This is a genomic window from Nocardioides sp. BGA-UO-ETr-FS32, assembly GCF_059567905.1.
In genome coordinates, this window is sequence record NZ_JCAQOX010000017.1 from 211,572 (window position 1) to 238,267 (window position 26,696).

A 26,696-nucleotide genomic window follows, 5' to 3' on the forward strand; every position below is an offset into this window, starting at 1 on the left:
GATCGATGGGGGTGGTCAGCAGGGAGGTTCAGTAGGGGTTGGTGACGAAGAGCTCCTGCGCCGGGAACAGCGTGAGCACCCGGGGCCCGTCCTCGGTGATCACGATCTCCTCCTCGATGCGCGCGGCGGAGAAGCCGTCGGCGGCGGGGCAGTAGGTCTCCAGCGCGAAGACCATGCCGACCTGCAGCTCGACCGGCTCCTTCATCGAGTTGAGCCGGGAGATGATCGGGCGCTCGTGCAGGCCGAGGCCGAGGCCGTGCGCGAACTGGAGACCGAAGGCCTCCATCTCGCTGCCGAAGCCGATGTCCTCTGCCGTGGGCAGCAACGCGGCCACCTCGTCGGTGCCGACGCCGGCCTTGATGCCGTCGATGCCCCGGTCCATCCACTCGCGGGCGCGGGTGTACGCGTCGCGCTGCGCCGGCGTCGAGCTGCCGACCGCGAAGGTGCGGTAGTAGCAGGTGCGGTAGCCGTTGAAGGAGTGGATGATGTCGAAGAACGCCTGGTCGCCGGGCCGGATGATCCGGTCGGTGAAGTTGTGGGGGTGCGGGTTGCACCGCTCCCCCGAGATCGCGTTGACGGCCTCCACCTGGTCCGAGCCGAGCTCGTAGAGCCGCTGGTTGGCCATGGCGACGATCTCGTTCTCCCGGACGCCCGGCTTCAGCGCCTCGGTGATGTCCTGGTAGACCCCGTCGACCATGGCGGCCGCCTGGTTGAGCAGCAGGATCTCGTCGAAGGACTTGATGCAGCGCGCGTCCAGCATCGACTGCTGGGCGTCCACCACGCGCAGGCCCTGGCGCTCCATCTCGAAGAGGAACGGCGGCTCGACGATGTCGATGCCGACCGGCATGTCCGCCACGCCGGCCTCGACGAGGAGGGACTTGATCTCCTTGATCGCCGACTCCATCAGACCGACGGAGGGAGCGACCGCGCCCCGGAAGCCGAGGAAGCCCGCGCGGTAGTTGTCCTCCGGCGTCCACTGCGAGTAGAGCTTGTGGTGCTTGACCGCGGACCCGAAGTCCCAGAGCACCGGCTCCTTCCCGCGGGCCAGGAGCGTGTACCTGATCATCTTGTCGCCGAGGGCGCCGCCGATCCAGGTCTGGGTCGTGTAGCGGATGTTGTAGAAGTCGAAGAGCAGGAAGGCGCCGCACTCGCTGGCCTCGAGCGCCGCCTTCGCCCGGTCGAGCCGGTAGGCGCGGAGCCGGTCGAAGTCGACGCGGGCCTCGTAGTCGACACCCATGTGGCCCGGTGCCGGGACGGGGCGGCCGCCGAAGTCGAGGCGCGGGACCTCGATCCCGGGTGCCTGCTGGGGAATGGTGATGCTCACGGTGGTCTCTCTCAGAGCTGGGGGCACGAGGCCGGGGGCGGCACGGGGGAATCCAGCCCCCGGCCTCGTACGGATGGGGCGATCACCAGTTGGGGGTGACCTCGGCGTCCGACGCGTTGGCCTCGGTGACCTTCACCGACGGCATGAACAGGTCGCCGTCGACCTCCTCGCCGTCGAGCACCTTCGCCGCGAGGGTGACGGCGTTCTCGCCGTCCCAGGCCGAGGACTGGAAGACCGTGCCGTCGAGCTCGCCGTTGACGACCAGCGGGTTGCCCAGCTTGGTGTTGCCGATCGAGGTGATGAGCATCTTCTTGACGTCGAGGCCCTGCGACTTCAGCGCGTCGATGGCGCCCGCGACCATGGTGTCGTCGGCGGCGTAGATGCCCTGGACGTTCTTCGCGCCCGCCGCGGTGAGCATCTCGGACGTCACCGTCTGCGAGTCGTCCTTGTTCCAGTCACCGGGCTGCGAGGCGATGATCTTCACGTTGGGGCAGTTCTTCTCGATCGTCTCCTCGAAGCCGGCCTTGCGGTTGATCGCGGTCGTGTTGCCGGTCAGGCCCTCGACCTGGAGGATGTTGATGTCCTTGCCCTCGGCGAGCTCGCACATGATCTCGGCCGAGGCGGCGCCCTGGCCGTACGTGTCCGGGCCGGAGTAGCCGGCGGTCAGGCTCTTGTCCTCCTCCTTGACGTCGGAGTTCGTGACCGTCACCGGGATGCCGGCCGCCTTGGCGCGCTCGAGGCAGGGCCGCACGGTGTCGGCGACGGCGGGCCACAGGATGATCAGGTCCGGCCGGGCCGCGACGGCGACCTGGCAGTCGCTGGCCTGCTTGTCGGCGTCGTACTGCGAGTTGGTGATGGTCAGCTCGAGGCCCTCCTTGTCGGCCTCGGCCTTCATCGCCTTGAGGTACTCGGTGCCGTACGGCTGGTCGGTGCCCTGCGGCAGGAGCGCGTAGACCTTCGTGCCGCCGTCGGCCGCGCTGTTGGCGCTGTCGGAGCCGCAGGCGGAGAGTGCCGACGCGGCGAACAGGAGGGTCATCAGTGCGGCTGCGGTGCGGGTGCTGCGCATGGGGGTGTTCCTTTCGGTGATCACGTGAGCCCACGGTCGGTCGACCGGGCACGGACTCCGTGGAGGGAGGTGCGGAGGGAGGAGCGGGCTGCCCTGAGGCTGGCTGGGTCGGTCATGACCGCGAGGAGCAGGACCCCGCCGATGTAGATCTGCTGGATGTCGACCTGCACGCCGGTGAGGGTGAGGCCGACCTCCAGGGTTCCGAGAGAGAGGGCCCCGATCAGGGTGCCGAGGATGGAGCCACGCCCTCCGGTGAGGGCGACGCCGCCGATGATGGCTGCGGCGATGCTGGAGAGGAGCACGGTCGAGCCGGCGGTGGGGTCCGCCGCGGTGCGCTCCAGGGTGTCGATCGCGCCGGCGCCGGCGGCGATGACGCTGCACATGACGAAGCCGGTGACCAGGCGCCGGTCGACGGGGATGCCTGCGTCCCGCGCCGCCTGCCGGTTGCCGCCGACGGCGTAGAACTCGCGACCTGCGCGCACCCGGGTCAGGAACATGTGCAGGAGCAGGAAGGTGAGGACGAAGATCACGATGCGCGGCGTCAGGGGTCCCAGGATCGGGAGCCCGAACTGGATGGCGAAGGTGATGTTCTCGAGCGGGATCGGCCTGGAGCCCGAGATGACGATCGCGAGGCCCTTCAGCACGAACAGCATGCCCAGGGTGGCGATGAAGGAGTTGATCCCGACCTTGACCACGAAGAAGGCGTTGACCAGTCCGACGACCACGCCGGTGCCCAGCGCGAGGAGGACCCCGAGGGCGACGTTGTCCGTCTGTGCCATCACCACACCGGCGAGGACGACTGTGCTGGCCACGCTCAGGTCGAGCTCGCCCATGAGGATGACCACCGTCAGGCCGAGGGCGACGAGGCCCACGAGCGCGACGCGGCTCAGGGTGACCGGGTAGGCGGAGAAGACCAGGGGCTCCATGACCAGCGCCACCACGAGGACCACCGCGAGCAGCGCCACAGCGCGACCCTCGGTGCGGCGACCGAGCGTGCGGCGTAGCCGGTCGGCGCGGGTGGTGACGGGGGCGTCGCCGAAGCTGATGCCGTGGGTGGTGCTCATTTCTTGCTCACCTTCCTGGCGAGGGCGTCGACGGACACGGCGAGGACGATGAGGGAGCCGATGGCGACCTGCTGCCACCCGAAGCCGACGCCGGAGAGGACGAGGACGTTGGTCAGGACGCTGACGAAGATGACGCCCAGGACCGTGCGCAGGACGCTTCCCTTGCCGCCGAAGACGCTGGTGCCGCCGATGATGATGGCCGCGAGGGCACGGAAGTCGTACCCGTCGGACATGGAGCTGACGGCGGTGTTGGAGTAGGCGGCGAGCACGAACCCGGCGACGGTGGCGGCGAAGGCGGTGATGAGGAAGGCGCCGACCACGACGACCGGGGTGTTGACCCCGCTCAGCCGGGTGGCCTCCTTGTTGCTGCCGAAGGCGCGCACCACGAAGCCGAAGTTCGTGCGGCTCAGCAGGAAGCCCAGGACGAGCGCCACCACCACCAGCACGATCGCGGAGATGGGGACGGCGCCGACCTTGATGTCGCCGAACGTGGCGATCGTGCCGCCTCGGGGGCCGAAGTAGATGCTGCCGCCCGACAGCCAGCGCAACAGGCCGAGGCCTATGTAGGTGGTCGAGAGGGTGACGATGACGGCGTTGGCCTTGAAGTAGCCGACGGCGACCCCGTTGACCAGCCCGTAGACGACCGAGACGGCCAGCGCGAGGAGGATCGCGAGCGGGATGCTGTGGGAGTTGCTGACGCCGATGAGGATGACTGCACCCGTGGCGACCTGCGCCACCACGGACAGGTCCAGGTAGTTGCCGCTGATGACGACGAAGGTCATGCCCACGGCGACGATCCCGATGGGTGCGGCCCGGTGGAAGACGTCCGCGATGTTCACCGCCGACGCGAAGCCGTCGACGAACAGGAGGGAGGCGAGGATGAGGACGGCCGTGAAGACCACGATCCCTCGCTCCGCCGCCCACAGCAGTGCCTTGGCAGCAGTGGAAGGGCCGTCGGGTTCGGCCTGGGCGGCGGCCGTCGGCGCAGCCACCGGGGGGGACTCGGTGAGCTGGTTCATGACGAGGTGACCATGCTTTCTCCTGCGGCGAGGGACATGACGCTCCGCTCGTCGGCCTCGTCGCGGGCGAGGGTGCCCGCGATCTGGCCGTCGCGGACCACGTGGATGACGTCCGAGAGATCCAGGAGCTCGGGAAGGTCGGAGCTGATGACCAGGACGGCGGTGCCCTCGTCCGCGAGCTCGCGCACGAGGCGGTGGATCTCCGCCTTGGCGCCGACGTCCACACCGCGGGTCGGCTCGTCGAGCACGATCACGCGCGGGCGGAGGCCCAGCCACTTGGCGATGACGACCTTCTGCTGGTTGCCACCGCTGTAGTCGCCCGCGTCGCGCTTGACGTTCGGCGGGCGCAGCCCGACGGTGTCCGCGAGCGCGCTGGCGAAGGCCTGCTGCCTGGCCGGGCTGGTCACGCCGGCCCGGGAGATCGCGCGGCGGTTGGGAAGGGCGATGTTGTCGCTGACCGACATGCTCAGCGCCAGGCCGTCCTGGCGTCGCTCCTCGGGGACGAACGCGATGCCGTGGCGGACCGCCGACTGGTAGCTGCCGACGCGACGCACGCGGCCGTCGACGAGGACCGTGACGTCCCCGCCCGTCCGCAGGTCGACCCCCAGCATCGCGCGGACGAGCTCGCTGCGCCCGGCGCCGACGAGCCCGCCGAGGCCGACGATCTCCCCGGCGCGTACGTCGAGGTCGATGCCGCGCACCTTCGGTGCGGTGATGCCTCGGGCGGACAGGACGACGGCGCCGGGGTTGCTCTCCCGGACCACGCCGAGGTCCTGCTTGAGCTCGCGGCCCACCATCTTGTCGACGAGGCCGTCGGGGGTGGTGTCCGCGATGTCCGCCGTGTCGATGTGCCGGCCGTCGCGGAGCACGGTGACGCGCTCGCAGATGGCGAAGATCTCGGGCAGCCGGTGCGAGATGTAGACGATCGCCAGGCCACCTCGGGCCAGCCGCTGCAGCATCTCGAGCAGGTAGTCGGTCTCGGCGGGGGTCAGCGTGGCGGTGGGCTCGTCCAGGATGAGCACTCGCGGCTTGCGGGCCACGGCGCGGGCGATCTCGATGAACTGGCGCAGGGACACCGAGAGCCGCGAGACCGGCTCGTCGAGGTCGATCGAGACACCGATCTCCTCGAGCGCCGCCCCGGCGTAGCGCTGCATCTCCTTGCGGCTGATCGCGCCGCCACGGGTCGGGAACGCGCCGAGCATGATGTTCTCCGCGACGGTCATCTCCGGCACGAGGCTGAGCTCCTGGTGGACCAGGGCGATCCCGGCGTCGAGCGCGGCGCGGGTGCCGCCCTCGAGGGGCTGTCCGTCGACCAGGACGGTGCCCTCGGTGGGCTCCAGGATCCCGGCGAGGATGCGCATCAGGGTCGACTTGCCGGCGCCGTTCTCACCGACGAGCGCGTAGATCTCTCCCGCGCGCACCGAGACGCTCACGCCGTCGAGTGCGACCGCGCCGCCGAACCGCTTGACGATCGAGTCGGCCTCGATCACCACGGGCCCGACCGTTGAGGACTGGTCGTCGCTCACGCCGTGCTCCTTCCGTTTGGAACGTTGAGTGACCACTGTCATGTGGTAGACGTCACAAACGAAGAACGTACACTAGGAGTGCACGCTAGGGAACCCCTAAAGAGAACACTTCTGATCAAACGTTCTCTCTGACAGAACAGAGATCAATGACCGCGCCGGCCGCCGTCGAGCGAGAGGTGGCCGTCCTCGGCGGACTCGGCGCCCGACCGGGGTGAGTCGAGGATGAACCACACCGCGCGGACCTCCTCGGGCGTGCTGTTCCAGAACCGGTGCGGGACGACGGAGTCGAAGGCGATCGAGTCGCCCGCGTGCAGCACCGTGGTCTCGAAGCCCACCTGGACGGTGAGGCTGCCCGACACGACGAGGCCGTACTCGCGACTGGAGTGCTGGATGAAGTCGATCGTGCGGCCGCCGCCCTCCGGAGCGGGCGGATAGACCACCTCGATGAACTCGGCACCGTTCTCCGGTCGCGGCGTGAGCCGCTCCCACCGCGTCCCTCCGGCCAGCGGGAGGGTCGGACGCTCGGGTGCTCGCAGGACGATCCCGCCCGACACCAGGGGGTCGAACGTGCCGTGCCTGCCCGTGCCGGGGCTCGTCCCGGCCGCGGACGGGTCCGACGCCGACGGCACCTCGGCAACGGGTGACACGTCGTCGAACAGGCTGTCCATGGAGATCTCGAGCTCGCTGACCACGTTGTAGAGGGCCCGGACGCTGAACGACGCCAGGCCCCTCTCGACCTGGGAGACGTGGCTGGCGGACACCTCCACGCGACGCGCGAGCTCGCGGACGCTGATCCCAGCTGCCTCACGTGCCGTACGGATGCGGTCCCCGATCGCGATCCACTCGGCGGTCGATGCCTGGTTCTCTGTCACGTCTGCACCCTCTGGCCTGTTCTCACTCAATGCACGGTCAGTGTGCACACACCATACGCGCGAACGAGGACTGTGCACACCGACGACCTCTGCTAGCGTCACCGCCGTCCACACGGGAGTCCGCGGAAGCGGGCTGAGAGGGAGCTGGAACCGCTCCGACCGTCGTACCTGATCCGGGTCATGCCGGCGAAGGAAGTGAGTTCCCCATGGCTCTGCCACGCATGTTCTGCCTGGTCTCCTCGACCGACGACCTGTCCCTGCTGTCCGAGCTCGCCGAGGTCGGGGTCGAGGGCTTCCAGGTCCGCGACAAGGACGTCACCACGCGCGAGCTCGTCGAGCTGACCCGCGTCGTGCAGGCGGCCGTACGCCCCGCCGGCGCGATGGTCGTGGTCGACGACCGGCTCGACGTGGCGCTCGCGACCGGCGCCGACGGCGTGCACCTCGGCACCGAGGACCTGCCCGTCGAGCTCGCGACGCGGGCGGCACCGCACCTGGTCGTCGGCGCGACCTGCCGCGACCGGGCGGACGTCGAGCGTGCCGCGGCGGCCGGGGCGGCGTACGCCGGCTTCGGTCCGGTGTTCGCGACCTCGAGCAAGGCGGGCCTGCCGGACCCCCTGGGACCTGCCGCGGTCACCGCCGCCGGCGGCGTGCTGCCGCTGGTGGCCATCGGCGGGATCTCCGCCGGCCGGGTGGCGGAGGTCCTCGACGCAGGGGCCTACGGCGTCGCGGCGCTGGGCGCCATCTGGCGCGAACCCGATCCGCTCCGGGCAGCGAAGGAGCTGGTGCGGGAGCTCGGCTGATGCGCGTGCACGTCCTCGGTGCCGGCATCGTCGGGCTCGCCTGTGCCGAGGAGCTCGTGGCCCGCGGCCACGACGTCACGGTCGTCGACCCGGCACCCGGCAGCGGTGCGTCGGCCGTCGCGGCCGGGATGCTGTCGCCGGGCGGGGAGGCCTGGTACGGCGAGCCGGACGTCCACCGGCTGGGTGTCGCGAGCGCGCGCCTGTGGCCGGCGTACGCCGCGCGGCTGGGCGTGCCGCTGCACGACCGCGGGACCCTGCTGGTGGGCCACCACGCGGCGGACCGGCACGACGTCGAGCGGCAGGCCGAGGTGCTGGCAACCCTGGGCGTCGACGTCGACGTGCTCACGTCCGCGCAGGTCCGCCGGCTCGAGCCGGCGCTGGGTCGGGTCGCCGGTGGCCTCGCGCTCCGCGACCGTGCCGTCGATCCGCGGGCCGTGGTCACCGCGCTGCTCCGGCGTCTCGGCGAGCGGGTCCACGCCCGCTCCCCGCTCGGCGACGCGGACGCCCTCGTCGTCGCCACCGGCTCCCGCCTCCCGGCGCCGTGGACGACGCTCGTGCGAGGCGTACGCGGGGAGGTCGTCCGGCTCCGGACCGACGACCCGCCGCGTCACGTCGTGCGTGGCTGGGTGGGCGGCGAGCCGGTCTACGTGGTGCCACGGTCCGGCGGCGAGGTGGTCGTCGGCGCGACCGTCGAGGAGCACGACACCGACCCCGTGCCGACGGCCGGCGGCGTGGTGCGGCTGCTGCGGGCGGCGCGCGTCCTGCTGCCGTCGCTCGACCGGGCGGAGCTGCTGGCCTGCGAGGCCCGCGACCGGCCGGCGACCCCGGACCACCTGCCGCTGGTCGGGCCCACCGGCGACCCCGGGACCTTCCTGGCTGCCGGCCACTTCCGCCACGGAGTGCTCCTCGCTCCCCTCACCGCACGGCTCCTCGCCGACGCGGTCGACGGGGCCGACCCCGATCCCGCCGTCGACCCCCGACGGCTCGACCCTGGAGGACCGCAGTGCACCTGACCCTCAACGGCGCCGCCCACGTCGCCGACGTCACCACCCTGCTCGAGCTCGTCGGGCCTATCCCCGACGGCCACGCCGTCGCGGTCAACCACGAGGTCGTGCCCCGCGCCGAGCACGGCACCCGGCTGCTGGTCGACGGCGACGTCGTCGACGTGGTGACGGCGGTGGCCGGCGGATGACCTCTCCGATGACCGGTCTGGTGATCGCCGGCCGGACCCTGTCGTCCCGGCTCTTCCTCGGCACGGGCGGGCTCCCGCGCCCCGACCTCGTCGCGCCGGTCCTGGATGCGGCGCGGCCCGGTCTGGTGACGGTCAGCGTGCGGCGTACGTCGAGCTCCGCGCCCGGCGGTCTGCTGGCGCAGCTGGTCGAGGCCGGGATCCCGGTCCTGCCCAACACGGCCGGCTGCCTGTCGGCGCGTGAGGCCGTGACGACCGCCGAGCTGGCCCGGGAGGCGCTGGGCACCGACTGGGTGAAGCTCGAGGTGATCGGCGACGAGACCAGCCTGCTGCCCGACGCCGTCGAGCTGGTCGAGGCCGCCGCCGAGCTCGTGGCACGGGGCTTCACGGTGCTGCCCTACGCCACCGCCGACCCGGTGCTCGCCCGCCGCCTCGCCGACGTCGGCTGCGCGGCGGTGATGCCGCTGGGGTCCCCGATCGGCTCCGGGCTGGGCATCCTCGACCCGTACGCCATCGAGGCCGTCGTGGCAGCCGTCGACGTACCGGTCGTCCTCGACGCGGGGATCGGCACCGCCTCCGATGCGGCGCTGGCGATGGAGCTCGGCTGCGACGCGGTCCTCGCCGCCACGGCGGTGACGCGCGCGGCGGACCCGGTCGCGATGGCCCGAGCGCTCCGCCTGGCCGTCGAGGCCGGGGCTGCCGCTCGGGGAGCGGGCCGGGTCCCGCGCCGTACGACCGCGCGCTCGGCCAGCCCGCTCGCGGGGAGGATCGCGTGATCCCCCGGCTGGTCCTGCTGACCGACCGGTCGCAGCTGAGGCTCGGCCGCGGCCTCGTCCGCACGGTGCGGGAGTGCGTCGACGCCGGTCTGGCGGCGGTGGTGGTGCGCGAGCACGACCTCGAGCCCGGTCAGCGGCAGGCCCTTGTCGCCGACCTCGCGGCGATCGACGGGCTCACCGTGATCTCCTCGCGGATCCCCGACGACTCCGCCGACGGCCTGCACGTCGCGGCCCACCAGCCCGCCCCCGCCGAGGGCTGCTGGGGCAGGTCGTGCCACTCCCGCGCCGACGTCACCGGGGCGGCCGAGCAGGGCGCGTCCTGGGTGACCCTGTCGCCGTACGCCGCCAGCGCCAGCAAGCCGGGGCACGGCCCCGCGCTCCCGGCATCAGCCTTCGCAGGGCACCCGCTGCCGGTGCTCGCCCTGGCCGGGGTCGACGCCGCCAACGCGGCATCCGCCGTCGCGGCCGGCGCCCACGGAGTCGCGGTGATGGGAGCGGTGATGCGGGCCGCCGACCCGGCCGCCGTCGTCGCCGACCTGCTGCGGGACCTCCCGTGCTGACCCCGCCCGTGGTGCTGGCCGTGGCCGGCACCGACAGCGGCGGTGCCGCGGGACTCGCTGCCGACCTGGCGACGATCGGGCACCTCGGCTGCCACGCCGCCTGCACCGTCACGGCGGTGACCGCGCAGGACACCACCGGCGTCCACGCGATCCACGAGCTGCCCGTCGAGGCCGTCGCGCAGCAGCTGGACGCGGTCCTCGGCGACCTCCCGGTCGCGGTCGTGAAGACCGGGATGCTCGGCACGCCCGACGTCGTCCGCCTGGTCACCGACCGGCTCGGCCACCTCCCCGTCGTGGTGGACCCGGTCCTCGCCGCCACCAGCGGCGCGGTGCTCGGCGACCGCGGCGTCGCGGCGGCGTACGTCGACCACCTGCTCCCGGCGGCGCTGGTCGCCACGCCCAACCTCGACGAGGCCCGCACCCTCGCGGGTCGCGACGGTCCCGCGCCCGAGCTGGCCGCGCGGCTCGCCGACCTCGGCTGCGCGGTGGTGCTGACCGGCGGCCCCGAGTGGCGCCCCGGGTCGCCCGCCGCGACGTGCACCGACTGGTTGTGCGAGCCCGGAGCCGCCGCGACGGCGCTGCGGCACCGGGCCGTCGCCACCACCGCCGACCACGGCACCGGGTGCACCTACGCCAGCGCGCTCGCCGCGCGGATCGCCCACGGCGACGCCCTCACCGACGCCGCCCGCACCGCGGCGGCGTACGTCTCGGGCCGTCTTTCAGACAGCAGCGGCTGGCGGCTCGGGCGCGGCCGCGGCCCCGTCTCCCACCTGTCCCCCACCCTCTCCCCCCACCTCCAGGAGGAACCCGCATGACCGTCCACCCCGCCCACGAGCGCGTGCTCACCGGCCCCCTCGGCGTGCCGGTCACGCGCGTCCGGCTGACCAACGGCGAGACCTTCGACCGCTACTGCACCTCCGGCCCGGGCTCCGACCCGGCGACCGGCCTGGCCCCGTTGCGCGGCGAGTGGATCGCCGCCCGCGACGACACCGAGGAGTACGCCGGACGCGCGACCGAGCTGCTCGACAACGGCCGCTCCGCCGTACGCCGCGGCAGCGCACGGGAGGAGTGGCCGGGCAGCCGCCGTCCGCCGCTCCGGACGCGCGCCGGCCGCATCGTCACCCAGCTCCACTACGCCCGCCAGGGGATCGTCACGCCGGAGATGGAGTACGTCGCCGCGCGCGAGGGCTGCGACGTCGAGCTGGTGCGCAGCGAGGTCGCCGCCGGGCGGGCGATCATCCCCGCCAACGTCAACCACCCCGAGAGCGAGCCGATGGTCATCGGTCGCCGCTTCCTGGTGAAGGTCAACGCCAACATCGGCAACTCCGCCGTGACTTCCTCGATCGCCGAGGAGGTCGACAAGCTCACCTGGGCGACGACCTGGGGCGCGGACACCGTCATGGACCTCTCCACCGGCGAGGACATCCACACCACGCGCGAGTGGATCCTGCGCAGCTCGCCCGTCCCGATCGGCACCGTCCCGCTCTACCAGGCGCTGGAGAAGGTCGGCGGCGAGGCGGACCGGCTCACGTGGGAGGTGTTCCGCGACACCGTGGTCGAGCAGTGCGAGCAGGGCGTCGACTACATGACGATCCACGCCGGCGTGCTGCTGCGACACGTGCCGCTCACGGCCCGGCGGGTCACCGGGATCGTGTCCCGTGGCGGGTCGATCATGGCCGGCTGGTGCCTGGCGCACCACGAGGAGAACTTCCTCTTCACCCACTTCGACGAGCTGTGCGAGATCTTCGCGGCCTACGACGTCGCGTTCTCCCTCGGCGACGGCCTGCGCCCCGGCAGCGTCGCCGACGCCAACGACGCGGCCCAGCTCGCGGAGCTGCGCACCCTCGCCGACCTCACCGCGCGGGCGTGGGAGCACGACGTCCAGGTGATGGTGGAGGGCCCCGGGCACGTGCCGCTCGACCTGGTGGAGGAGAACGTACGCCTCCAGCAGGAGTGGTGCCACGGCGCGCCGTTCTACACGCTCGGCCCCCTGGCCACCGACGTCGCGCCGGGCTACGACCACATCACCAGCGCCATCGGCGCCGCCGCGATCGCCATGCACGGCACGGCGATGCTCTGCTACGTCACGCCCAAGGAGCACCTCGGCCTCCCCAACCGCGACGACGTGAAGACCGGCGTCATCACCTACAAGCTGGCCGCGCACGCCGCCGACGTCGCCAAGGGCCACCCCGGCGCCCGCGAGTGGGACGACGCGCTGAGCCGGGCCCGGTTCGAGTTCCGCTGGCACGACCAGTTCGCGCTGTCGCTCGACCCACCGACCGCGGAGTCGTTCCACGACGAGACCCTCCCGGCCGAGGGCGCCAAGACCGCCCACTTCTGCTCGATGTGCGGCCCGAAGTTCTGCTCGATGCGGATCAGCCAGGACGTGCGGGATCGCTTCGCGGAGAAGTCGGCGGAGTTCCTGGAGCTCGGCGGGACGGTGTACGTCGAGGGGTGAGTTCCTCGAGCGGTTGGGGCCTACCGTGGGACCCCCGTCGACCGGAGGTGACGACTGTGGCCCGTCCGATGCCCCTGCCCGAGCCGCGACCGCTGCTCCACCCGCTCCGCACCCCGGACTCCGCCCGCAGCGCGATCCGCCGGCTCCCACACCACCGCATGCGGGTGACGATCGACCACCGGCCACTGGCCGGCATCACACCGCCGATGCTGCTGTGGTGGTTCCGCCACATCGGCGACGAGGTCCACTACGCGGGAGAACGGATGTCGGGCTACCTGGCATGGCACCCGCTCGACCACATCGCCTGGGAGCTGGCCCGGCCGGCGCCGGGTGGCGGGGCCGACGAGGGGGCGAGCTATCGCATCGTCGAGGCGTTCGACCGGGACGAGCGCTTCCGCGTCGACTCCGTCGAGCGCGTCGAGCGCCTCGACGAGACCGGCATCCGCCTCGTGCGCCGGATCGCGGGGATGACGGTCTTCCAGCTCGAGCACACGTGGTCGTGGGGACCCGACGGTGCGCACTACGTCAGCGTGATGGACCTCGGCGCACGCCTACCGGTGCTCGGCCAGGTCAACCGCCACCTCACCACCCGCGTGTTCCCGCTCGCGATGGCCGAGGCATGGGTCCGGCACAACATCGAGGAGGTCGGTGTCCTCGAGCACCTCCTGCCTGACGTCCTGCGCCAGCGCCCCGACGAGGCGGCCAGGCTCGGTCTGTAGCGCCGCCGCCCTCAGCCCACCAGCACGACGTGGAGCGTCCGCGGGCCGTGGACGCCCTCGACCCGGTCGAGCTCGATGTCGCTGGTGGCGGACGGGCCGCTGATCCAGGTGAGTGGGCGCGCGGGGTCGAGGACGGCGATCGCGTCGGGCACGTCGGCGACGACCTGGCTCGCGTCGACGATGCAGACGTGCAGGTCGGGGACGAGGCTGATCGCTCGCCTGCCCTGGTCGGCGCCGTGGTCGAGGACGATGGTGCCGGTCTCCGCGATGCCGACGGCGGCGCGGGTGACGACCGCGTCGACGTCGTCGAGCTCCGCGGCGGTGAGGCCTTGGTCGACCACGGCACCCGGCACGTCCAGACCGAGGCCGGGAGGCACGACCGCGCGCATCGGCCCGAGGACGTCGCGGACCACCTGCTCCACCTCGCCCGGCGTGCACCGGGTCACGACGGCGCGGTAGTCGGCGACCCGCTCCTCGAAGAGGGCAACCAGGTCGCCCCGGTCGCGAGCGCGAGGGGCCGGAGGGAGGTCGACGACCGGCGACACGCCGTCCAGTGCCGAGCGGACACGCCGCAGGATGTCGTCGCGGGCGCTCACTTGCGGCCCCCGTCCGTACGGTCCCACCACGCGCGGAACGACTCCTCCGGAGGCGCGGGCAGGTCCCGTGCCCCGGTCCACCCCGCCGCGGGTCCGGGGAGGCGGCCCGCTGCGGCACGCCCACCCGGGAGGGACGTACGGGAGAAGCGGCCGATCACGCGACCGGCCAGGCCTGATGCCTTCTCGGCCCACGCGAGGCGGCGGGAGTCGGAGAACGCCCAGGCAGCGGCCTTCATCGCGACCGCTTCTGGCTTGGGGACGCGGTCGCCGCGGTGCGAGTCGACGACCGCGGCGCGCTGGTCGACCAGCACCGACGGGATGTCGATGCGCACCGGGCACACCTCGAAGCACGCGCCGCACAGCGACGAGGCGTACGGCAGGGAGGCGGTCTGCTCGTCGGCGACGCCGTGGAGCAGCGGGTTGAGGATCGCGCCGATCGGCCCGGGGTAGACCGAGCCGTACGCGTGCCCGCCGACGCGCTCGTAGACCGGGCAGACGTTGAGGCACGCCGAGCAGCGGATGCAGCGCAGCGCCTGGCGGCCGACGTCGTCGGCGAGCGCGCGCGTGCGGCCGTTGTCGAGCAGCACGACGTGCACCTCCTGCGGCCCGTCGCCGGGCGTGACCCCGGACCAGGTGGAGGTGTACGGGTTCATCCGCTCGCCGGTCGAGGAGCGCGGCAGCAACCGCAGCAGCGGGTCGAGGTCGGACCAGGTGGCGACGACCTTCTCGATCCCGACGACGCTGATCAGCACCTCGGGCAGGGTCAGGCACATCCGCCCGTTGCCCTCGGACTCCACCACGACGAGGGTGCCGGTGTCGGCGACGGCAAAGTTGGCGCCGGACACGGCGACCTTGGCGCGGAGGAACTTCTCGCGCAGGTGCTTGCGCGCCGCGGCCGCGAGGACCGCCGGCTCGTCGGTCAGGTCCGCCGGGGCGGGCCGGCCCACGTCGCCCATCCGGCGCAGGAAGATCTCGCGGATCTCCGCTCGGTTGCGGTGGATCGCCGGCACGAGGATGTGGGAGGGCAGGTCGTCGCCGAGCTGCACGATGAGCTCGGCGAGGTCGGTCTCCCAGGCCGCGATGCCCTCGGCCTCGAGCGCCTCGTTGAGGCCGATCTCGGCGGTGGCCATCGACTTGACCTTGACCACCTCGTCGACGCCGTGGGCCTTCGTGACGGAGGCGACGATCGCGCACGCCTCCTCGGCGTCACGCGCCCAGTGGACGGTCGCGCCGGCGCGGGTCAGCGATGCCTCGAGGGTCTCGAGGTGGGTGGCGAGGTCGCGCAGCGCGGCCTCCTTCACGCCCGCCCCCGCGAGCCGCAGCTCCTCCCAGTCCTCGACCTCCGCCACCACCTTGGCGCGCTTGTCGCGGATCACGCGGGTCGCGTGGGCCAGGTTGCGGCGCAGCTGGGTGTCGCCGAGCGCGGCGCGCGCGGCGGTCGGGAAGGCCGGCATGCCGACGAACGTGCCGCTCATGCATCCATCCCCTCGTCGTCCTCGGTGGACGCCAGGACCTCGGCGAGGTGCATGACCCGTACGCCCGCGCGCTGGCGCGACAGCATCCCGCCGACGTGCATCAGGCAGGAGTTGTCGCCGGCGACCAGCACCTCGGCGCCGGTGTCGCGGACGTGGCGGGCCTTGTCGGCGCCCATCGCGATGGACGTGTCCGCGTTCTTCAGCGCGAAGGTGCCGCCGAAGCCGCAGCACTCGCTCGCGTGCGGCAGGTCGACGAGCTCGATCCCGCGTACGGCCTCCAGCAGCCGCTGCGGCCGGTCGCCCACGCCGAGCATCCGCAGGCTGTGGCAGGTCGGGTGGTAGGTCACCCGGTGCGGGAAGTAGGCCCCGACGTCCGTCACGCCCAGCACGTCGACGAGGAGCTCGGTGAGCTCGTACGTCCGCGGGCCGGTCTCCGCAACCGCCGCGACCAGCGCCGGGTCGCCCGAGCGCTCCGCCACGATCGAGTGCTGGTGCCGCGCCGAGCCCGCGCACGAGCCCGACGGCGTGACGATCGCGTCGTAGCCGGCGAACGCGTCGACGAACGTCCGCACCACGGGCACCGCCTCGTCGAGGTAGCCGGTGTTGACCATCGGCTGGCCGCAGCACGTCTGGGCTCGCGGGAAGTCGACCTCGACGCCGAGACGGCGCAGCAGCCTGACGACGGCCTTCCCCGTGTCGGGGAACATGGCGTCGTTGACGCAGGTGACCTGGAGGGCGACCCTCACGCCACGGCATCCTGCCACGGGACGTCCGCGGTCACCCCCGTCACCGGTGCGCGGTGCGCCACTCCCGCCACCGGCGGTCGAGGTCCTGCGCGTCCTGCTGGACGAACCGCAGGTAGTCACGCGTCTCCTCGACCCGCTCGCGCCCCGGGGACCCTTCGGGGAGCAGGTCGACCGCTTCCTGGACGGACTCGATGATGACGTCGAGGACCGGCAGCCGGGCCGCCTGGATGGTGCTCCAGATGTCACCGTCACGGACCCGGAACAGGTCACCGCGGCCGGCAGGATTGCGTTCGCGCACGACGAGGTGGGTGTCGGAGAGGTACCTCACGGCACCGGAGATCGCGGCCGGCGACACCTCCAGCCCCTGGGCCAGCTCGGCGGCCGTGTAGACCGACTGGTCGTCGGCCAGGATGTAGGCGAAGACGCGCGCGGGCATGCGTTGCAGACCCATGGTCTCCAAGGACTGGCCGAGCCGTTCGACGGCACGTGCGAGGTCGCTCACGCTGCTCACTATATAGCCTTCACAAGTTTGTGAATGTTGTGCGACACTCGGGGACATGGCTGTCCTCGAGCTCCACGACGTCGTCAAGACCTTCGGGACCACGCACGCGCTCGACCACCTCGACCTCACCGTCGAGCAGGGCGAGGTGCACGGGTTCCTCGGTCCCAATGGCGCCGGCAAGTCAACGACCATCCGTGTCCTGCTCGGCCTGCTCAAGGCCGACTCCGGCACGGCGACCATGCTCGGCGGCGACCCGTGGCACGACGCCGCGACCCTGCACCGTCGGCTCGCCTACGTGCCCGGAGACGTGTCCTTGTGGCCGAACCTGAGCGGTGGCGAGGTCATCGACGTGCTCGCTCGGATGCGTGGAGGCCTGGACGAGGCACGCCGCCACGACATGCTCGAGCGGTTCGACCTGGACCCGACGAAGAAGGCGCGCACCTACTCCAAGGGCAACCGCCAGAAGGTCGCACTCGTCGCCGCGCTCGCCAGCCGGGCCGACCTCTACCTGCTCGACGAGCCCACGTCCGGGCTGGACCCGCTGATGGAGGCCGAGTTCCAGAAGGCGATCCTCGAGCTCAAGGACGAGGGCGCCACCATCCTGCTCAGCTCCCACATCCTGGCCGAGGCCGAGGCGCTCGCCGACCGCATCAGCATCATCCGCGCCGGACGGGTCGTGCAGTCCGGGACCCTGGCCGAGCTGCGCCACCTCACCCGCACCACGGTCATCGCCGAGACCGACCGGCCGGCGACCGACATCGCCGCCGTGCCGGGCGTCCACGAGCCCGAGGTGCACGGCAACCGGGTCACCTTCGACGTCGACTCCGACCACCTCGACGCAGCGGTGACCGCGCTCGCCGGCCTCGGCGTACGCTCCCTCGCCGCGCACCCGCCCACGCTGGAGGAGCTCTTCCTGCGCCAGTACGGCGACGAGGTGACCGTATGAGCACCACCTCTGTGACGGGCGTCGGCCACCTGGTGCGCCTGGTCCTGCGGCGCGACAGGGTGCGACTGCCGGTCTGGATGGTCGGCCTCGGCGGGACGATCGTCGCCAGTGCGCTGGCCGTGCCCCCGCTCTACGACACCCCCGAGAAGATCGCGGGGTACGCCCGGACCGTCGGCGCCAGCCCGGTGAGCTACCTGATGTCGGGCCGCCAGGTCGGGCTGGACACCCTCGGCGGCATCGTCGCCAACGAGATCTCCCAGGTCGCCCAGCTCGGCGTCTGCCTGATGGTCGTCTTCCTCGTGGTGCGGCACACCCGCGCCGAGGAGGAGTCCGGCCGTGCCGAGCTCCTCCGCTCCACCGTCCTGGGTCGCCACGCCGCCACCCTCGCCGGGCTGGTCTACGGCGTCGCCGCCGCGCTGCTCATCGGCGCCATCACGGCGATCTCGATGCTGGCGGCCGGGCTGGACGTCGCCGGCAGCCTCACCTACGGCGTCGGACTGGCGCTGCTGGGCGTGGCGTACACCGCTGTCACGCTGGTCGCCGTCCAGCTGTCCACCTCGGCCCGCGGGGCGCTCGGTCTGGCGGGTGCCGCCGTCGCCGTCGGCTACCTGGTCCGCGGCGTCGGGGCGATGCAGGACAACGCCCTGGTCTGGCTCTCCCCGTTCGGTTGGGCGCAGGGCATGGACGCGTTCGGTGACGAGCGGTGGTGGCCCGCCGCGCTGCTGCTCGGTTTCACCGCGCTCCTGCTGGCCCTCGCTGCCCGGCTGATGGCACACCGCGACTTCGGTGGCGGTCTGCTCAACACGCGTCCCGGCCCCGAGCGCGCCGGCTGGATGCTGGGCACGCCGTTCGGCGTCGCGGCCCGGCTCCAGCGCGGCCTGCTGATCGGCTGGGCCGTCGGGCTGTTCCTGCTGGGCATGCTCTACGGCGCGGTCATCCCCACCGTCCCCGACCTCATCGCCTCCAACCCCGAGATGGCCGACGTCGTCGGTGCGTCGGGCCAGGCCGCCGAGGACGCGCTCGTCGACGCATTCCTCGCCTACATGTTCCTGTTCATGGCCGTCATCGCGTGCGGCTTCGTCGTCTCGTCCGTGCTGCGCCTGCGCTCCGAGGAGGAGGCCGGCCGCACCGAGGTCGTCCTCGCGACACCGGTCAGCAGGACCAGCTGGATGGCCGCGACCACGGCCGTGGCGCTCATCGCCGCCGCCAAGCTGACCGTGCTCATGGGGCTCGGCCTCGCTGTCGGCTACGGCCTCGGCAGCGGCGAGTGGGACCAGGTCCTCCCCCAGGTCGCCGGCCAGCTGGCCTACCTGCCCGGCACGCTCGTGGTCGGCGCGCTCGCCGTCGCCCTGTACGGCCTGCTCCCCCGCGGGACCGGGCTGGCGTGGGCCGCCGTCGCGCTCATCGCGCTGCAGGTCATCCTCGGCCAGCTCCTCGGGCTTCCCGACGCCGTCCAGGCGATCTCGCCGTTCTGGCACCTCGCCGCGGTGCCGGTCGACGACTTCGAGGTGGTCCCGTACGTCTCCCTGGTCCTGCTCGCGGCCGCGCTCGTCGCAGCGGGGCTGTGGGGCTACCGTCGGCGGGACGCGGTCGCGGGCTGAGTGGGCGGTCGCCGGTAGCGTCGCCGCATGGGTCGAGACCAACGCGCGCGGTGGAAGGCGGTCCTCCTCCAGCTGCTCGTCTTCGCCAGTGTGGGCGGGGCCTTCAACCTGTTCTACGGGCTGCTGTACATCCTCCTGCGCGAGGAGCTCAGGCCGCAGCCGGCCAACGCCCTCGCGCTGATCCTGTCGACCATCGCCGGCACCCTGGGACATCGCAGGGTCACCTTCGGCGTACGCGGCTGGGAACGGACCGTTCACCACCAGGCACTCGGGCTGTTGCTCCTGGCATTCAGCCTCGCCGTGACGGCCGGCTCGCTGTGGCTGCTCGAGGCCAGCGTCGACACTCCCACGCGAACGCAGGAGCTGGCGGTGCTGATCGCGAGCAACCTCGGCACCGGGCTGGTGCGGTTCGTTGCCTTCCGCATCGCGATGGTGACTCGATCGGACGCAGAAGACTCCCCCGGGGTCTCGGGTCCCCGGGGGAGTCGGAGCCGCCTGTCGGAATCGAACCGACGACCTAGTCATTACGAGTGAACTGGTGCACTTGGGGCCTACCAGGGCCGTCTGACCTGCGAGGACGCCGCGGGAAGGACGTCACGTTCGTTCACGTTCGATCACGGTCAGCACCGCGCGAGCCGCACGGATCCCGGGCTTTGTGTTGAGTTTGTGTGGACCCACCGAGACCACTTGGCGCGGCCACACCGGAGCCCAGTGGTCACCGATCATCTCCGACGCAGCACACCGTCCGACAGATCGGGCACGCTCCTCCGAGTTCTGCGGACAGGAAGGGAACCTCCCACAGCGTGGTCCATGACCCTGTCGGCAGACCACAAGCTGTGGTGCTCCGACCCATCTCCTTGGCGTGGATGGACCCGATCCTGTCGACCGCAGACCATTCTGCGGTCCTGACGTAAGGGCCGGTGACGAAGAACCTGGCACGAGTGGTTGCAGTGACGGGGTGCCTCTCGGAGCCCAGTTTTGGGAACTGGCGGCCCGCGCTCGTCGGGCCGACCTCCCTGCTGATCCGCACGGCTACTCCTTGCGGGAGGTGATCTGCTCGGTGGCGGCGGGCAGGACCGTGTGGAGGTCGCCCACGACACCGAAGTCGACGAGCTCGAAGATCGGGGCCTCGGGGTCCTTGTTGACCGCGACGATGGTCTTCGAGGTCTGCATGCCGGCGCGGTGCTGGATCGCACCCGAGATGCCGTTGGCGACGTAGAGCTGCGGCGAGACCGTCTTGCCGGTCTGGCCGACCTGGAAGGCGTGCGGCATCCAGCCGGAGTCGACCGCGGCGCGCGAGGCACCCACGGCCGCACCGAGGCTGTCGGCGAAGCCTTCGACGGGCTCGAAGTTGCCCCCGGTGCCGCGACCGCCGGAGACCACGATCGCGGCCTCGGTGAGCTCGGGACGGCCGGTGGACTGGCGCGGCTGGGTCGCCACGACCTGGGCGGTCTTCGCCGCGTCGGACACGGTCACGGCGAACGCCTCGACCGCTCCGGCGCCCTCGGCCTCCTCGGGGGCCGCCGAGTTGGGCTTGATCGTGATGATCGGCGTGCCGGTGGTGACCTTGGCCTGCACGGTGTAGTTGCCGGCGAACACGCTCTGGGTGGTCACGCCGCCCCCGTCGGACCCAGCAGCGACGTCGACGGCGTCGGTGATCAGCCCGGAGCCCAGCTTGATCGCCAGGCGACCGGCGACCTCCTTGTTCTCGAACGTCGACGGCAGCAGGATCGCGGCCGGGCCATCTCCACCAGCCTTCTCGGCCAGCTGCTTGGTCAGTTGTTCGAGCGCCTCGGCCTTCGGTGCGACGAGGAAGCCCTTGATCTGGGCGTCGTCGACGACGTAGAGCTTCGCCGCGCCGTACTTCTTGACCTTCTCGGCCACGGCGTCGCCCTGGTCGGGCGAGCCGAAGAACACCGCGGACGGCTCGCCGAGACGGCGCGCGATGGTCAGCAGCTCGTAGGTCGGCTTCTTGACCTCGCCGTCGGCGTGGTCGATGACAACAAGAACCTCAGACATGTCTACGCAGCTCCTCAGATGAACTTCTTCGAGGCGAGGAACTCGACCAGCGCACCAGCGCCCGAGCCGTCCTCGTCGGTGACGACCTCGCCGGCCGTACGGGGCGGACGCGCGGTGGTGTCCTCGACCTGGGTGTAGGCCACCGAGAGGCCGACCTGGTCGGCGTCGAGGCCGAGGTCGGTCAGCGACCACGTCTCCAGCGGCTTCTTCTTCGCCGCCATGATGCCCTTGAAGGACGGGTAGCGGGCCTCGCCGGACTGGTCGGTCACGCTCAGCACGATCGGCAGCGTCGCGCCGATGACCTCGGTCGAGCCCTCGTTGTCGCGCTTGATGCGGACCTGGTCGCCCTGCGACTCGATCACCGAGGCCAGCGTCACCTGCGGCATGCCCAGGCGCTCGGCCAGCATCGCCGGCACCACCGAGCCCGAGGCGTCGGTCGAGGCCATGCCGCAGACCACGAGGTCGGCGCCGGTGTCGGCCTTGATCTTCTCGATCGCCTTGGCGAGCACCAGCGAGGTGCCGAGGTAGTCGGAGCCGGCGATCGCGTCGTCGACGACGTGGACGGCAGAGTCGGCACCCATCTGCAGCGCCTTGCGCACCGCGTCGACGGCCTTCTCGGGGCCCACGGTCAGCGCGGTGACGGTGATCTCCTCGCCCTCGCGCTTCTCACGGAACTGCAGGGCCTGCTCCACGGCGTACTCGTCGAGCTCGGACAGCAGGCCGTCGACGCCGACGCGGTCGACGGTGTAGTCGTCCTCGAACTTGCGGTCGGCCGTGGCGTCCGGCACGTACTTCACACAGACAACAATGTTCATGGTGTGTGGCCTCGCGGCCCCTCCTGCAAGTAGGTCGGACCGGAGTCAGGTCCCGCTGACGAGATCGCGCAGGCGGAACTTCTGCACCTTGCCGCTCTGCGTCATCGGCATCTCGTCGAGCAGCACGAGGCTCTCGGGCAAGAAGTGCTTGGACAGGCCGCGGGCGAGCAGGTAGTCACACACGGCAGCGTGGTCCAGGCTCGAGCCGGTCGCCAGGACAAGCACGGCGCAGGCACGCTCGCCGAGTCGCTCGTCGGGCACGCCGACCACGGCCGCGTGGATGACGTCGGAGTGGTCGAACAGCAGCGTCTCGATCTCGGCGACCGGCACGTTCTCGCCGCCGCGGATGATGATGTCCTTGCTCCGCCCGTGCAGCGTCACCCACCCGCGCTCGTCGAGCGTGGCGAGGTCTCCGGTCCGGAACCAGCCGTCCGGCAGGAACGAGTCGGCCGTGGCGTCGGGCCTCTGGTAGTAGCCGACGAAGAGCGAGGGTCCCCGCACCACGAGCTCGCCCGGCACGTCGGGCTCGGTGGTGACCTCGCCGTCCGACGTGCGGACTGCCACGTCGGATCCCACGAAGACGGACCCGTCGGTGGCCAGGATCTCGTCGGGCTCGCGCGGCGTGGCCGAGATGATGATGCTGCACTCCGTCATCCCCCAGGCCGGCGCCATGTAGGCACCGAACGCGGCGGACGCCTGCGCCGGCAGCCCTCGCGGCACCGAGGAACCAGCGACCACGAGGCAGGTCAACGGGCAGTCGGGGTCGCCGACCAGGCCCGTGCGCATCATGTCCTGCACGAAGGTGGGAGCTCCGAAGAACGTCGTCACCCCCTCCCTGCGGATGACGTCCACCCCCCAGCTGGGGTCCCAGCGATCCACGTGCACTCCGGTGCCCCCGAGGCAGGCGGTGAACACGACGCCCCACACGAATCCGGTGTGGTGGCCCGTCGGCGAGGCGACGAGGTGCACCATCGGGTCGCCGAACTCGTCCGGCCCGATGTGCTCGGCGAGCTGGAAGGCGCTGTGCAGCAACGTGTCGTGCGTGTGCATGGCCCCCTTCGGCTCGCCCGTGGTGCCCGACGTGAACCCGAGGTAGCAAACCTCCTGCGAACTGCGCGGCTCGAAGCTGCGGGCAGGGAGCCCGGTGAAGTCGCTCCACGAGTGCTCGCCGTCGACAAGATCCGAGCCATCGTCCCCGAGGACCAGGATCCGCTCGAGCGTGGGCAGCCGCTCCCGCATCCTCCGGGCGAGGTCGAGGTGAACGACCGAGCGCCAGGCGCGCGGCACGACGAGCACCTTGGCACCGCTCCGCTGCAGGATGGCTTCCACCTGGCGCTCGCCGTACGAGACGGGGATACCGGTGTAGATGCCGCCCAGCTCGTTGATGCCGAAGATCAGCGCGCCGTACTCAATCCAGTTCGGCAGCATCACCGCGACGCCATCGCCAGGGTCGACACCCAGCTCGGCCAGCACTCCCGCCGCATGCGAGGACTTCTCGTCCAGGTCGCGGTAGGTCCACCGCGGGACCTCGCCGTCGCTGCGATAGCCGATGAGTGCCTCGCGTTCGGGATGCAGCCTCGCGACGTCGCGAAGGACCTCGCGGATCGTGCGGCCTTGCCAGTAGCCGTGGTCCGTGAACCGCCGGATGTCGTCCGCCGACACCGGCGCTCCCTCGGCCATCAACTGCTCGAGCGTGATGGACATCGAAGTTCCTCCCTGTCGCCGGCGGCCGGACGGTCGCGGCGTCGTTCTTGAAGTGGTGCTACTGGACGGACTGGCCGCCGTCGATGACCAGCGTCTCGCCGGTCATGAAGTCCGAGGCCGAGCTGGCGAGCAGCACGACCCAGGGCGCCAGCTCCTCCGGGCGCCCCATCCGCCTGGCCGGGATGCGGCGTACGACCGACTCGGTGGCATGGTCGTCCGCGCGCAACTCGGCGTTGATCTCCGTGGTGAAGTAGCCCGGGGCGATGGCGTTGACCTGGACGTTGTGACGAGCCCACTCGACTGCCATCGACCGGGTCAATGCGATCACCGCCGCCTTGGACGCCGAGTAGGCGGCGTGGTGCGACACACCCATGAGCGCGAAGTTGGAGGCGATGTTGATGACCTTGCCCGACTTCTGCGCCACGAAGTGCGGCCCCACGGCACGGGTGGCAAGGTAGACGCCGCGCAGGTTGGTGTCGAGGACGCGGTCCCAGGCCTCAGGGGTCTGGTCGATCAAGGTCGTGGTGTCCACCACCCCCGAGTTGTTGACCAGGACGTCCACCCGGCCACAGGTCTCCACGGCGGCGTCGACCAGGTGGTGCACCGCAGCCTCGTCGGTCACGTCGCACGCGACAACGTGCGCCTGCCCCCCGTGCGACCGGATCACGGCAGCCACCTCCTCGAGTGCCGGGACCGTGCGCCCTGCGAGCACGACGGTCGCACCGGCCTCGGCGAGCGCTTCCGCCATCGCGCGACCGAGCCCGCGGCCGGCTCCGGTGACGACGGCGACCTTGCCTTCAAGTGAGACGTGCATGGTGGGCTTCGTACCTTCCGGGGTGGGCGTGGACGTTGCGGTCAGGGCGGTTCAGGCCCTGTGGGGGAACGACGGGGGGCGACGCTCCTTGAACGCCGCGATGCCCTCTGCCGCCTCGGCGCTGGCGGTGACCTCCCCGGCCAAGGATGTCTCGAGATCGAGGTCGTCCGCCGTCGCGGCGGTCGTTTGGAGCGCGCGGAGGATCGAGGTCACGGCGCCAGGTCCTCGGCCGGCAATCGACTGTGCGATCTCGTACGCCGTGGGCAGCAGCTCCTCGGGCGCGGTGGGCGGGACTGGAGTCAGACCCACCTCGTACGCCCGCTCGGCGGACAGCCGCGCGTGTGTGATCATCAGGTGGGCGGCGGCCGGTCGGCCGATGACCCGGGGCAGCCGTTGCGTGCCCCCGTACCCCGGGATGAGACCCAGGCCCGACTCGGGGAGGCCGAAGGACGCCCGTTGCGAGATCACCGGGAAGGTGCAGGACAGCACCAGTTCGAAGCCGCCGCCCAGCGCGAGGCCGTTGACGGCCGCGATGACGGGTAGGCGGCTGCTTGCGACCTCGGCCATCACCCGTTGGCCCGCGCGGAGCACCCGCGTGGCCGCGTCCGCGTCGAGCCCGGCGAGCTCGTCCAGGTCCGCGCCGGCACAGAAGGACTTCTCCCCGGCAGCCGCGAGCACGACCGCGTTCACGGTCGTCCGCGCGTGCAGGTCCGTCAGCGCGCTCGAGAGGCTCTCCAGGACCACGGCGTTGAGCGCGTTGTGCACCTCGGGGCGATCGAGCCAAACCGTGGCGACGGGACCGTCCAGCTCAACGCGCACACGCCCCTCACCCATGTCCGACCTCCAGGGGGACATCGTGGACCTCGACGGCTCGACAGTCCACGAGCTTGGCGATCTCGTCCTCGTCGAGCCCCAGGTCGGACAGCACCTCGCGGGTGTGGGCGCCCAGCTCGGGACTGGGTGCATTGAGGGGCGTCGGTTGCGACGCCAGCCGGAAGGGACCGCGCACCGAGTAGAGCCCTTCCCGCCCGGGCATCGGCAGTACGCTGCCGCGGTGCCGCACCTGCGGGTCGGCGACGACCTCGGACAGGCTCTGGACCAGTGAGCAGGGCACGTCGACGGTGGCAAGCCTGGTGATCCACTCGCGCGCAGTGCGGTCCTTGAGGCGCTCGGCGATCGCGGCAGTGATGCGTGCACGGTGGGCGCGACGGCCGGCGTTGTCGACCAGCTCCGGATCGGCCGCGAGGTCGCCGAGGCCGACTGCGGTCGCGAAGCGAAGCCACATCGCGTCGTTGCCGATGGCCACCACAAGCTGCCGGTCGGCTGTCTCGAACGGCTGGTACACCGCGAGGACCGAGTCAGTGCCCCCGCTGGGCGCAGGCTCCTCCTCGCCGGCCAGGTAGGACGCGATCCGGGGCGCCATCAGGGCGAGGTCGGAGTCGAGCAACGACACGTCGATCACGTCACCAAGACCTGTCGTCCGCTGCCGCACCGCAGCGGCGCTGATGGCCAGCGCTGCGCACATGCCGGTGACGATGTCGGAGAGTGCCGTGGAGACCCGCTGGGGCGATCCACCGGCGGCGCCGGTGACGGACATCAGTCCCGAGCGCGCCTGGGCGGCGAGGTCGTAGCCCGGCAAGGAGCTGTCGGGGCCGTCCAGCCCGAAGCCTGACATCGCGCAGTAGATCAGGCGGGAGTTCGTCTCGCACATGGACTCGGGGTCGATGCCGAGCCGCACGAGCTTGGCCGGATTGAGGTTCTGCATGAAGACATCAGCCGACGCGACCAAGGAGCGCAGGACCTCGAGCCCCTCCGGCGAGCGGAGGTCGATGGCCACGGATCGCTTGTTGCGGTTGGCCGAAGCGAACCAGGCCGACGTGCCGTCGACGAACGGCGGGCCCCAGGCCCTGGCGTCGTCCCCCGCACGAGGCCGCTCCACCTTGATCACGTCAGCGCCGAGGTCGGCCAAGTACATCGAGGCGCTGGGTCCGGCGTACGAGGTCGTCAGGTCGACGACCCGCAGGCCAGCCAGAGGGCCGGCCGACAGGGGCCCGGCCGCGGCGGCAGCTGTATCGACATCCATCGTCATCGTCCTTCGGTTGATG

The 26,696-nt window shown here is 71.6% G+C and carries 27 protein-coding genes and 1 riboswitch; of the genes, 11 read left to right on the top strand and 16 right to left on the bottom strand.

Features of this window, described 5'->3' with window-relative positions; genetic code table 11:
- Positions 1–28 precede the first annotated feature (28 nt).
- The 6 genes from AC57BS_RS21215 to AC57BS_RS21240 all read right to left on the bottom strand — a co-directional run bounded on the left by AC57BS_RS21215 (position 29) and on the right by AC57BS_RS21240 (position 6,871).
- Entirely contained in the window at positions 29–1,324 is a 1,296-nt protein-coding gene (locus tag AC57BS_RS21215) for a M24 family metallopeptidase (protein ID WP_496413437.1), read from the bottom strand.
- 82 nt (positions 1,325–1,406) lie between these two features.
- A complete protein-coding gene (locus tag AC57BS_RS21220; RefSeq protein WP_496413438.1) occupies positions 1,407–2,390 on the bottom strand; it encodes a sugar ABC transporter substrate-binding protein in 984 nt (327 codons plus the stop codon).
- 20 nt (positions 2,391–2,410) lie between these two features.
- The gene (locus tag AC57BS_RS21225; RefSeq protein ID WP_496413439.1) at positions 2,411–3,454 is read right to left on the bottom strand and encodes an ABC transporter permease; all 1,044 of its coding nucleotides are present in this window, start codon (positions 3,452–3,454) and stop codon (positions 2,411–2,413) included.
- A complete protein-coding gene (locus AC57BS_RS21230) occupies positions 3,451–4,473 on the bottom strand; it encodes an ABC transporter permease (protein ID WP_496413440.1) in 1,023 nt (340 codons plus the stop codon). The genes AC57BS_RS21225 and AC57BS_RS21230 overlap by 4 nt, the downstream gene beginning before the upstream one ends.
- Positions 4,470–5,999 carry a sugar ABC transporter ATP-binding protein gene (locus tag AC57BS_RS21235; protein ID WP_496413441.1) on the bottom strand — a complete coding sequence of 510 codons (1,530 nt, stop codon included), beginning with the start codon at positions 5,997–5,999 and terminating at the stop codon, positions 4,470–4,472. The genes AC57BS_RS21230 and AC57BS_RS21235 overlap by 4 nt, the downstream gene beginning before the upstream one ends.
- A gap of 143 nt (positions 6,000–6,142) precedes the next feature.
- Complete coding sequence (locus AC57BS_RS21240) at positions 6,143–6,871, bottom strand: helix-turn-helix domain-containing protein (protein ID WP_496413442.1); 729 nt, start codon at positions 6,869–6,871, stop codon at positions 6,143–6,145.
- 102 nt (positions 6,872–6,973) lie between these two features.
- Positions 6,974–7,083: riboswitch (TPP riboswitch) on the top strand.
- Here AC57BS_RS21240 and AC57BS_RS21245 point away from each other — a divergent pair.
- The 8 genes from AC57BS_RS21245 to AC57BS_RS21280 all read left to right on the top strand — a co-directional run bounded on the left by AC57BS_RS21245 (position 7,078) and on the right by AC57BS_RS21280 (position 13,373).
- Positions 7,078–7,671, top strand: a complete 594-nt coding sequence (locus AC57BS_RS21245) for a thiamine phosphate synthase (protein WP_496413443.1) — start codon at positions 7,078–7,080, stop codon at positions 7,669–7,671. (Overlaps the previous riboswitch by 6 nt.)
- Positions 7,671–8,684 (top strand): FAD-dependent oxidoreductase, encoded by a 1,014-nt coding sequence (locus AC57BS_RS21250; RefSeq protein ID WP_496413444.1) that lies wholly within the window; start codon positions 7,671–7,673, stop codon positions 8,682–8,684. The genes AC57BS_RS21245 and AC57BS_RS21250 overlap by 1 nt, the downstream gene beginning before the upstream one ends.
- A complete protein-coding gene (gene thiS / locus AC57BS_RS21255) occupies positions 8,675–8,863 on the top strand; it encodes a sulfur carrier protein ThiS (protein WP_496413445.1) in 189 nt (62 codons plus the stop codon). The genes AC57BS_RS21250 and thiS overlap by 10 nt, the downstream gene beginning before the upstream one ends.
- Before the next feature lie 8 nt (positions 8,864–8,871).
- Positions 8,872–9,636 (top strand): thiazole synthase, encoded by a 765-nt coding sequence (locus AC57BS_RS21260; protein ID WP_496413446.1) that lies wholly within the window; start codon positions 8,872–8,874, stop codon positions 9,634–9,636.
- Positions 9,633–10,196, top strand: coding sequence for a thiamine phosphate synthase (locus AC57BS_RS21265; protein ID WP_496413447.1), 564 nt, complete (start codon positions 9,633–9,635; stop codon positions 10,194–10,196). Before AC57BS_RS21260 ends, AC57BS_RS21265 begins: the two co-directional genes overlap by 4 nt.
- Positions 10,190–11,011, top strand: coding sequence for a bifunctional hydroxymethylpyrimidine kinase/phosphomethylpyrimidine kinase (gene thiD, locus AC57BS_RS21270; protein ID WP_496413448.1), 822 nt, complete (start codon positions 10,190–10,192; stop codon positions 11,009–11,011). Before AC57BS_RS21265 ends, thiD begins: the two co-directional genes overlap by 7 nt.
- A complete protein-coding gene (thiC, locus tag AC57BS_RS21275) occupies positions 11,008–12,654 on the top strand; it encodes a phosphomethylpyrimidine synthase ThiC (protein WP_496413449.1) in 1,647 nt (548 codons plus the stop codon). Before thiD ends, thiC begins: the two co-directional genes overlap by 4 nt.
- Before the next feature lie 56 nt (positions 12,655–12,710).
- Positions 12,711–13,373: a hypothetical protein gene (locus AC57BS_RS21280; RefSeq protein WP_496413450.1), complete on the top strand. Its 663-nt coding sequence runs from the start codon at positions 12,711–12,713 to the stop codon at positions 13,371–13,373.
- An 11-nt stretch (positions 13,374–13,384) separates the two neighbouring features.
- Here AC57BS_RS21280 and AC57BS_RS21285 read toward each other — a convergent pair whose 3' ends face one another.
- Genes AC57BS_RS21285 through AC57BS_RS21300 form a run of 4 tightly spaced genes read right to left on the bottom strand, consistent with a single transcriptional unit; the run spans position 13,385 to position 16,692 of the window.
- Positions 13,385–13,969: a LutC/YkgG family protein gene (locus tag AC57BS_RS21285; protein WP_496413451.1), complete on the bottom strand. Its 585-nt coding sequence runs from the start codon at positions 13,967–13,969 to the stop codon at positions 13,385–13,387.
- Complete coding sequence (locus AC57BS_RS21290) at positions 13,966–15,444, bottom strand: lactate utilization protein B (protein ID WP_496413452.1); 1,479 nt, start codon at positions 15,442–15,444, stop codon at positions 13,966–13,968. Before AC57BS_RS21290 ends, AC57BS_RS21285 begins: the two co-directional genes overlap by 4 nt.
- On the bottom strand, positions 15,441–16,190 hold the full coding sequence (locus AC57BS_RS21295) for a (Fe-S)-binding protein (RefSeq protein ID WP_496413453.1): 750 nt from the start codon (positions 16,188–16,190) through the stop codon (positions 15,441–15,443). Before AC57BS_RS21295 ends, AC57BS_RS21290 begins: the two co-directional genes overlap by 4 nt.
- 40 nt (positions 16,191–16,230) lie before the next feature.
- Positions 16,231–16,692: a GbsR/MarR family transcriptional regulator gene (locus AC57BS_RS21300; protein WP_496413454.1), complete on the bottom strand. Its 462-nt coding sequence runs from the start codon at positions 16,690–16,692 to the stop codon at positions 16,231–16,233.
- 55 nt (positions 16,693–16,747) lie between these two features.
- Here AC57BS_RS21300 and AC57BS_RS21305 point away from each other — a divergent pair, with 55 nt between their 5' ends.
- The 3 genes from AC57BS_RS21305 to AC57BS_RS21315 are packed head-to-tail and all read left to right on the top strand — an operon-like array spanning position 16,748 to position 19,773.
- Positions 16,748–17,638, top strand: coding sequence for an ABC transporter ATP-binding protein (locus tag AC57BS_RS21305; protein ID WP_496413455.1), 891 nt, complete (start codon positions 16,748–16,750; stop codon positions 17,636–17,638).
- The gene (locus AC57BS_RS21310; protein ID WP_496413456.1) at positions 17,635–19,239 is read left to right on the top strand and encodes an ABC transporter permease; all 1,605 of its coding nucleotides are present in this window, start codon (positions 17,635–17,637) and stop codon (positions 19,237–19,239) included. Before AC57BS_RS21305 ends, AC57BS_RS21310 begins: the two co-directional genes overlap by 4 nt.
- Before the next feature lie 27 nt (positions 19,240–19,266).
- A complete protein-coding gene (locus AC57BS_RS21315) occupies positions 19,267–19,773 on the top strand; it encodes a GtrA family protein (RefSeq protein ID WP_496413457.1) in 507 nt (168 codons plus the stop codon).
- Positions 19,774–20,271: 498 nt separating this feature from the next.
- Here AC57BS_RS21315 and AC57BS_RS21320 read toward each other — a convergent pair whose 3' ends face one another.
- The 6 genes from AC57BS_RS21320 to AC57BS_RS21345 are packed head-to-tail and all read right to left on the bottom strand — an operon-like array spanning position 20,272 to position 26,674.
- Positions 20,272–21,258, bottom strand: a complete 987-nt coding sequence (locus AC57BS_RS21320) for an electron transfer flavoprotein subunit alpha/FixB family protein (protein ID WP_496413458.1) — start codon at positions 21,256–21,258, stop codon at positions 20,272–20,274.
- A 14-nt stretch (positions 21,259–21,272) separates the two neighbouring features.
- Positions 21,273–22,073 carry an electron transfer flavoprotein subunit beta/FixA family protein gene (locus AC57BS_RS21325; RefSeq protein WP_496410035.1) on the bottom strand — a complete coding sequence of 267 codons (801 nt, stop codon included), beginning with the start codon at positions 22,071–22,073 and terminating at the stop codon, positions 21,273–21,275.
- 45 nt (positions 22,074–22,118) lie between these two features.
- Positions 22,119–23,777, bottom strand: a complete 1,659-nt coding sequence (locus AC57BS_RS21330) for an AMP-binding protein (RefSeq protein WP_496413459.1) — start codon at positions 23,775–23,777, stop codon at positions 22,119–22,121.
- Between the two features lie 58 nt (positions 23,778–23,835).
- Complete coding sequence (locus AC57BS_RS21335) at positions 23,836–24,591, bottom strand: SDR family NAD(P)-dependent oxidoreductase (protein ID WP_496413460.1); 756 nt, start codon at positions 24,589–24,591, stop codon at positions 23,836–23,838.
- A 51-nt stretch (positions 24,592–24,642) separates the two neighbouring features.
- Positions 24,643–25,425 (bottom strand): enoyl-CoA hydratase/isomerase family protein, encoded by a 783-nt coding sequence (locus AC57BS_RS21340; protein ID WP_496413461.1) that lies wholly within the window; start codon positions 25,423–25,425, stop codon positions 24,643–24,645.
- A complete protein-coding gene (locus AC57BS_RS21345; RefSeq protein WP_496413462.1) occupies positions 25,418–26,674 on the bottom strand; it encodes a CaiB/BaiF CoA transferase family protein in 1,257 nt (418 codons plus the stop codon). Before AC57BS_RS21345 ends, AC57BS_RS21340 begins: the two co-directional genes overlap by 8 nt.
- Between the last annotated feature and the right edge of the window lie 22 nt (positions 26,675–26,696).